7 protein-coding genes and 1 pseudogene are annotated in these 7279 nt (G+C 61.1%); 3 read left to right on the forward strand and 5 right to left on the reverse strand.

All coding sequences use genetic code 11. The features are described from left to right. A partial coding sequence (locus tag ACRXB1_RS26070) for an MFS transporter (protein WP_449493679.1) occupies window positions 1–769 on the reverse strand: 769 nt, incomplete at its 3' end. A gap of 148 nt (window positions 770–917) precedes the next feature. Between ACRXB1_RS26070 and ACRXB1_RS26075 the strand changes: the two genes are divergently transcribed. The 3 genes from ACRXB1_RS26075 to ACRXB1_RS26085 are packed head-to-tail and all read left to right on the forward strand — an operon-like array spanning window position 918 to window position 2225. After that, complete coding sequence (locus ACRXB1_RS26075) at window positions 918–1262, forward strand: ArsR/SmtB family transcription factor (protein WP_075357409.1); 345 nt, start codon at window positions 918–920, stop codon at window positions 1260–1262. Beyond that, a complete protein-coding gene (locus tag ACRXB1_RS26080) occupies window positions 1259–1786 on the forward strand; it encodes an SRPBCC family protein (RefSeq protein ID WP_449493680.1) in 528 nt (175 codons plus the stop codon). The genes ACRXB1_RS26075 and ACRXB1_RS26080 overlap by 4 nt, the downstream gene beginning before the upstream one ends. A 25-nt stretch (window positions 1787–1811) precedes the next feature. Next, a complete protein-coding gene (locus tag ACRXB1_RS26085; RefSeq protein WP_062001653.1) occupies window positions 1812–2225 on the forward strand; it encodes a DUF1801 domain-containing protein in 414 nt (137 codons plus the stop codon). Between the two features lie 205 nt (window positions 2226–2430). On the opposite strand, the gene ACRXB1_RS26090 is transcribed toward ACRXB1_RS26085, so the two are convergent. The 4 genes and pseudogenes from ACRXB1_RS26090 to ACRXB1_RS26105 form a co-directional block, all read right to left on the reverse strand. Further along, window positions 2431–3678, reverse strand: coding sequence for an amidohydrolase family protein (locus ACRXB1_RS26090; RefSeq protein ID WP_449493681.1), 1248 nt, complete (start codon window positions 3676–3678; stop codon window positions 2431–2433). Between the two features lie 49 nt (window positions 3679–3727). Beyond that, window positions 3728–5035 (reverse strand): MFS transporter, encoded by a 1308-nt coding sequence (locus tag ACRXB1_RS26095; RefSeq protein WP_449493682.1) that lies wholly within the window; start codon window positions 5033–5035, stop codon window positions 3728–3730. 181 nt (window positions 5036–5216) lie between these two features. After that, a complete protein-coding gene (locus ACRXB1_RS26100; protein ID WP_449493683.1) occupies window positions 5217–6137 on the reverse strand; it encodes a LysR substrate-binding domain-containing protein in 921 nt (306 codons plus the stop codon). A 93-nt stretch (window positions 6138–6230) separates the two neighbouring features. After that, a pseudogene (locus ACRXB1_RS26105) lies at window positions 6231–7279 on the reverse strand (hypothetical protein); the annotation flags it as partial.

Genomic DNA, 7279 nt, shown 5'->3' on the forward strand with positions numbered 1-7279 from the left:
TCGGCGGCTTGTGCAGCGTGTTCTGCACCATGAACGGCCCGACGATGTTGAATACAAGCAGGATGCTGTAGCACAAGCCTTGCGCGAGAAAGCAACTCTGGAACACCGGGCTTGCCAGCACCTTGCCCGCGTTGGTGATCAGGGTGCGCGGCTCCAGATGCACCGGACGCCGCAACGTTTCACGATACCGCCACCACAATGCCCACATCACGAGCGAGTAGATGAGCAGGAACACGAGGCACGACTTCCAGCCGAACCACGTCTGCAAGTGGGCGCCAATCACTGGCGCCACGATCGGCGCGAGTCCCCACGCAATCGACATGTAGGTGAACGCGTGCAACAGCGCCTGGCCCGAAAACGAATCGGTGATGATCGCCTTCGCAAGAAGATTGGTCGTGGCGATGCCGAAACCCTGCAGGCATCGAGCGAGAAGAAAGGTCTCGAGATTCGGCGCGGCGAGCGACAGCAGGCAGCCTATCGTGAAGATCACCAGCCCGAACGCCAGGACGGGCTTGCGGCCGTAAGCGTCGGCTACGGGACCGAAGACGAGCTGGCCGAGCGCGTAGGCCACCATGTAGCCGGACACGCTCGACTGGATCGCCTGGGGCGACGTTGCGAAAAACGTCGCCATTGCGGGCAGCGCGGGCACGTAGATATCGATTGCAAGCTGTCCGGCCGATGCAAACAGGCAGATCACAAACAGCAAGAAACGCGGCGAATTCGGTACAAGCGCGGCGGGAACAGAGGGATCAGAGGTCGTTTGGGTCATGAAGGCCTGGAAGGGGCTGCGGCAGCATCGCCGCGTATTGTGCCTGTCGTCTCATAAATCGACACGATGCCCACTGCGAGTGCATGGTCTGACCAGGCCGTGCCGTCCCCGCTTGACACGTATATTCCCCATCAGGTATATAAACACCATGGAATCGACCTTTGCCGTTATCGCCGAGCCAAGCCGCCGCGCAATCCTGAGTCTGCTGGCAACGTCCGAGCAGACCGTGGGGGATATCGAGGAGAAGCTGAAGCTCTCGCAACCCTCGGTCTCGAAGCACCTTCGAGTGCTTCGGGAAGCCGGATTCGTCGAGGCACGCGTGGACGCACAGCGGCGCGTGTACCGGATCAGGCCGGAACCGCTCGCGGAGATCGACGCGTGGCTCGAACCCTTCCGGCGCTTCTGGTCGGGCCACCTCGATGCGCTCGAATCCCATCTCGACCGCATCGACCAAACTGAAACTGCACTGGGCAAAAAGGAGAGAAAACGATGAGCAAACGCGACGAATACAGGCCGGGACCCGCTGCGGGCGCCGAAATCCAGAAGGATGGGGAGAAGTGGACGCTCGTTCTGGTGCGCGAACTGCGCCATGCGCCCGAGAAAGTCTGGACCGCGTTGACCGACCCGGTCAGCCTGCGTGAATGGGCGCCCTTCGATGCCGACCGGAGCCTCGCGTCTGTTGGCCCGGTCAAGCTCTCGACGGTCGGAATGCCCACGCCGGTCATCTCGGAGACTGAAGTGACGCGCGCCGAGGCGCCCCGGTTGCTTGAATACCGCTGGGGCGACAACGACCTTCGGTGGCAACTCGAGCCGCTCGGCGACGGAACCCGTCTTACGCTCTGGCACAACATCGACCGCAATTTCATATCGATGGGCGCGGCCGGTTGGCATATCTGCCTCGATGTGCTGGCGCAGTTCGTGGCTGGCGATCCGGTCGGGCGCATTGTCGGCGGTGAAGCGATGAAGTTCGATTGGCTGCGTCTCAAGACCGAGTACGAAAGGCAATTCGGCATGTGAAGCATGAACGTTTCAGGAGGAGAAGATGAAGAAAACGAGTGCGGTAGATGATGCGCTGGCGCCTGAACTCATCGATAAAAAAATCGCCGAGCTTGGCGGCTGGCGCGGCAAAACTTTGAGCAGGATGCGCAAGCTGGTCAGGGACGCGGACCCGGAGGTCGTCGAGCAATGGAAGTGGATGGGCACGCCCGTCTGGTCGCACGACGGAATCATTTGCACTGGCGAGTCGTATAAGTCAGTGGTGAAGCTGACCTTTGCGAAAGGGGCTTCGCTGAAGGACCCCGCGAAACTTTTCAACTCGAGCCTGGATGGAAACACAAGGCGCGCAATCGATATCCACGAGGGTGAGGAAATCGATTCGGTTGCATTCAAGGCGCTTGTTGGCGAGGCGATTGCCCTCAATGTGTCGGGCGTGAAGGCAAAGAAAAAACCCGGTTAAGCCTTCCTGAGCTCTTCCGTAACAAAGTCGACGAACGCCCGCGCCACTTTTCGCGCGGAGCGCCGATAGGGTCATCGAATCCGCGGGAGAGTGCCGCCGAAGTGCGGCGACCCAGCTCTCGCACGATGAACAAGCGCTGACTCTCGAGATGTATCGACTGCATGCGTCCGGGCAAGCACACTGACCATGAACGAAAGCAGCAACCTCAGCGCTGCGTAACCCGCCCGTGTTCACTGACAATCTCGCCGCGCTGGAACACATAATCGATCCGCTCGCCTTGCCCGGTGAGCACGCCGATATCGGCAAGTGGATTGCCGTCCACAACGAGTATGTCTGCGATCGCGCCCGCCTTGACCACACCCAGCTTTCCCGTCAACTCGACAATGTCCGCCGCGATCGTCGTTGCCGAACGCAGCGCTTCCAGATTGCCCAGTAAGTCCGCGCGAATCCGCAATTCGTCGCTCTGAAACGTGTGCATCTCGCCGAGCAAGTCCGAGCCAAAACCCATGGGAACCCCCGCGTTCGCATAAATGGCAATCGAGTCGCGGCCCGCGCGCCGTACAGTTTCAATCTTCGCGATGGAATCGGCCCCGAGGCCGTAGTCCGCGCCATGTTGGGCGAGTGCATCGTAGGTGACCAGCGTGGGCACGACGAACGCGCCGTTCTCGCGCATCAGCTTCGCCGCCGCTTCGTCGACCAGGTTGCCGTGCTCGATCGTACGTACGCCGCAGCGGATAGCCCGAGAAATGGCGCGGCCCGTGTAGGCATGAGCCATTACATAGGTGTTGGCTGCGTGCGCTTCGGCGACGATCGCGCGAATCTCATCCTCGGAGTATTGCGTATTGCCGATAGGATCAGTCGGCGAAGCAACGCCGCCGGAAGCCATGATCTTGATTTGCGTCGCGCCCTTCTGGATCTCTTCGCGCACGGCAAGCCGCACCGCATCGACGCCATCAACGACCCGCGCTATCGCGCCTGCGCGGAAACAGCACGAGCACGGCTCAAGCATGTCTCCGCGTGCACGGAAGTCGCCATGGCCGCCCGTTTGCGACAGCGCCTTGCCCGAGGAGAAAATGCGCGGCCCCGGAATCAGCCCCCCCTCCAGCGCCTGCGTCAGGCCCCAGTCCGCGCCTCCGGCATCGCGTACGCTGGTGAAGCCTCGCGCGAGCATCGCCTTGAGGATGGGCAATGCGCGTATGGCCGTGAGTATGTTCGGCTGCGCCGCGTTGACGCCCAGATTCGCGCGCGATGCCAGCACGTGCACATGACAATCGATCAACCCCGGCATGACCGTCTTGCCGCGTGCATCGATAGTACGAGCGTCGGTCAGGTTCACCGGGCGATCGGTCACTTCGACAACGTGGCCGTTCTCGATCACCACGTACTGATGTTCCAGCAATATGCCTTGCGACAGGTCGAGTACGTTGCCGCCGCTGATTACCGTAATGCTCATTGCTGTTTTCCTGACTCGTTGAATGATTTGCCCGCAAACCGCGGCTGTATCAGCGCGAGATCCGTTGCGGGTCGCGCACGAAGCGCGTGCCAATCAGGCTGATTGCCGCGGCAACGATCACATAGATGGCCGGCGCCATGTTGCTGCCGGTCGATGCAATCAGCCACGTGATGAAGAACGGCGCGAATCCGCCGAAGATGGTGACCGCGAAGTTGTACGCCACCGACAACCCCGTCGACAGCACCTTGGTCGGAAACAGTTCGGCGAAGGCGGCGAGAATCGGACCCGTGTAGGTGGCGATCAATACGCCGAAGACACCCTGAAAAACCAGCAACGACGCCAGGCCCGGCGCGCGATTGATATACGCGAACATCGGCCATGCGAGAACGAGGATCAGCGCTGCAGCGCCCGACAGAAAACGGCGTCGCCCGAAGCGGTCAGCCAGTGCGCCTACGACCGGCGACAGACACATGATCATCAGTCCGCCGAACATGCCCGCGAGAAAGCCGGTGGATTGCGGAAGATGCAGCGTGCGCACCGAATAGGTCGGCATGTAGAACAGGAGCACGTAGGTGCAGACGGTCCAGAGCACCACCATCGAAAAGCTCGCAAACGTCTCACGGGGATAATTGCGAAATACTTCGGTGAGCGGCGAGTCGTCCTTCGCCTCTTCTGCGACTGCAACGAACGCGGGCGTTTCATCCATCTTGCTGCGAATGAAGTAGCCCACCGGCCCGATCAGGATGCCGAGGAGGAACGGCACTCTCCAGCCCCACGAATGCAACGCCTCGGCGCTCAGGTTCGCCGTGACGAACGTTCCTGTTGCGGCGCCCAGCAGCACCGCAAAGCCGATGCTCGACTGGATCCAGCTCGAGTAGAACGCCCGCTTGTCCGGCGGCGCGTATTCGGTCAGAAACGCGGTGGCGCTGCCCATTTCGCCGCCAGCCGAGAATCCCTGCAACAAGCGCGCAATGACAATCAGCGCTGGTGCCCACAAGCCGATCTGGTCATAGGTGGGTGCGAGGCCGATCAGTGCGGTGCCGCCCGCCATCAGCAGGATGGTCAATGACAACGCCGCCTTGCGGCCGACCTTGTCGGAATAGACGCCGATCACGATACCGCCCACCGGCCGCATGAAAAAGCCGACGCCAAACGTCGCCACCGCCAACAGCAACGAGGTCAGTTCGCTGCCAGTCGGAAAAAACAGCTTGGCGATGATCACCGCGAAAAAGCTGTAGACCGTGAAGTCGAACCACTCGAGCCCGTTGCCCAATACGGTGGCGACGATTGCGCGGCGCCGTTGTCGCGCAAGCGTGTCGACAGATAGTGCGACGTTGGATGAAAGCGTTCCCTGCATGGTCTCTTCCTCATCAGACGGCCTGACGGCCGACGCTGTTCACAATGCGCCACCTCGGAAATTGAGCGGCGCTTTCGCTTACACAGCGAATCGTAAAGAGACCGGATTTGTTTTCGAAACGAAAGATTCGCATGCACGCATGCGTGTAGCGCATGCGTGCAATGCATACGCTCGAGTGCAGTCAGGCGAGCTTCGCCGATGCAACCTGTTGTTCCGCTTGATCGAACAGCCAGCGGGTAAAGAGACGCGCTGCCTGGTTCTGCGAGCGGTCGTTCGGCGACAGCACGTAATACCCGCCGCCATGACTCGCCGATGAATGCGTAGCGCGCACCAGCAGTCCTTCCTTGAGGCACGCGTCGATCATATGACGCCATGCGAGCACGACGCCCTGACCGAGGATTGCCATCTGCACGAGTTGCGGATAGTGGTTCACCACCACAGACTGCGGCGAGTCCGGCATGGCGACATCATTGAGACGGAACCACTCGGGCCACGACATCCACTGGCGCTGACCGTCTTCCTGCATCAGCAGTGTTTCGCACGTGAGATCGGCGGGCTGCAGCAGGCGGCCGGCAAGGTAGCTTGGCGAGCAAACCGGATAGACGTCTTCGTCGAAGATGCGGCGCGCGGTGAACTGCGGCTCGGCGCGTTGTCGGACGTAGTACAGCCCGACATCGAACTCGGCCGGCGACAGGGACGCAAGCCCGTCACGCACGATCATCCTGATGCGCACGTTCGGATGCGCCGCACGGAATTCGCCGAGCCGCGGCGTAAGCCACAGCACCGCAACGCCCGACGAACACGCGATCGTCAGTTCCTGATCGCCGTAGCGTTTCATCACATCCAGCGTTGCTTCAGAGCAATTCGCAAGCAGCCACTGCACGTGCTTCGCGTACCGGTCGCCCGCGATGGTGAGGCGCAGGGCTCGGTGCTCGCGCACGAAGAGCGAGCGGCCCAGAAACTCTTCAAGCTGCGCGATCTGCCGGCTTATCGCGCTTTGTGTCAGATGCAGCTCGGCGGCAGCCTTGGTGAAACTGGCGTGCCGCACGGCCGCTTCGAACGCGATCAGGCATTGGAGTGGGGGTAAGGGAGCGATGCGCATGGACGACGTAACCGAGTGGCGGTGGCGCCATGATAACGGGCAGCTTCCTGCACCGATCCGCATTCACATGGGAAGCGTGTTTGCAAGCCCCTCTCAAGTGTCCGGATTCGCCAGGATGAAGTTGCGCATGGCGCTGTACTCAGGGTCGACGATCTTGCCGTCGATCAAGATGCCCCACGACGTATTGCCGCTGTCCAGGACGTAGTACATCACCGACTCGATGTTGTCCGTCTTGCGCGCCGCGTAGAAGCGGGTCAGCCGCTCGGTAATGTACGACGCGCGAAATGCCTGGCTGTCCTCGGGATTGGCGTTCCACTCCGTGATCATGAACGGCACGCCGTAGCGCTTCTTGCAGTACGCAGGAAGATCGAAATTCGGGCCGCCACCGTTCACGCCGATGTTGAAGATATCCCCGTAGACCTCGTAGTTGTGCCACGTCGTGATGTCCCAGCGCAGCTGCGGATGACCTGTGGTGCCATCGGGTTGGGTGCCGTCCCAGAGTGCATCGGACGCGCCGATATCCGCCACGCAAAAGTTGATGCCGCACTTCGCGCCCGGCTGCACCGACCTGACGCCATCCATCATGCCGCGCATCACGCCGCGCATTGCCGGCCAGTTCGTGTTATTGAAATCCGTGACCCTGTTGCCCGCCGACGATGAATCAATAACGGTCTGTGAGCGGCGTGTCAGTTCATTGCCGCATTCGTACATGGTGACGCCATATGGCATGAGCGCGGCGGCAATGGTCGATCCGGATTGAAAACCCTGGTTGTACGCGGCGGCCTCGCTGGTCCAGACCACGCCGGATGCGTCGGTCAGGCTTTCATCGATACAGACAAACAGGCTGATGCCAGTACCGACAAACGCCTTCGCCATATCCACCAGCGCATTCAGCGACTTCGCGTCGAAGCATGTCAGTCGATACGACGTGCATCCCAGGGCTTGCAGGATCGCGACAGTTTGCGACGGCGTGTACAGGTAGTCGTAGTGCCCGTTCATGCCATAGAACATGCCCGATGCAGCCTTGACCGCCGAGTCATCGGGAACTTCGACCGGCTCCGACGCTGCGGCGTCGGGTACAGCGACTTCCGATGCAGCGTCGGAGCCGGTCGAAGTTCCCGATGACTCGGCGGTCAAGGCTA

This window comes from Caballeronia sp. M23-90, from assembly GCF_053574605.1.

Bases quoted from the DNA above. Each gene is read 5' to 3' on its own strand.
- ACRXB1_RS26075 (WP_075357409.1), top strand. From the start codon at position 918: ATGGAATCGACCTTTGCCGTTATCGCCGAGCCAAGCCGCCGCGCAATC.
- ACRXB1_RS26080 (WP_449493680.1), top strand. From the start codon at position 1,259: ATGAGCAAACGCGACGAATACAGGCCGGGACCCGCTGCGGGCGCCGAA.
- ACRXB1_RS26085 (WP_062001653.1), top strand. From the start codon at position 1,812: ATGAAGAAAACGAGTGCGGTAGATGATGCGCTGGCGCCTGAACTCATC.
- ACRXB1_RS26090 (WP_449493681.1), bottom strand. From the start codon at position 3,678: ATGAGCATTACGGTAATCAGCGGCGGCAACGTACTCGACCTGTCGCAA.
- ACRXB1_RS26095 (WP_449493682.1), bottom strand. From the start codon at position 5,035: ATGCAGGGAACGCTTTCATCCAACGTCGCACTATCTGTCGACACGCTT.
- ACRXB1_RS26100 (WP_449493683.1), bottom strand. From the start codon at position 6,137: ATGCGCATCGCTCCCTTACCCCCACTCCAATGCCTGATCGCGTTCGAA.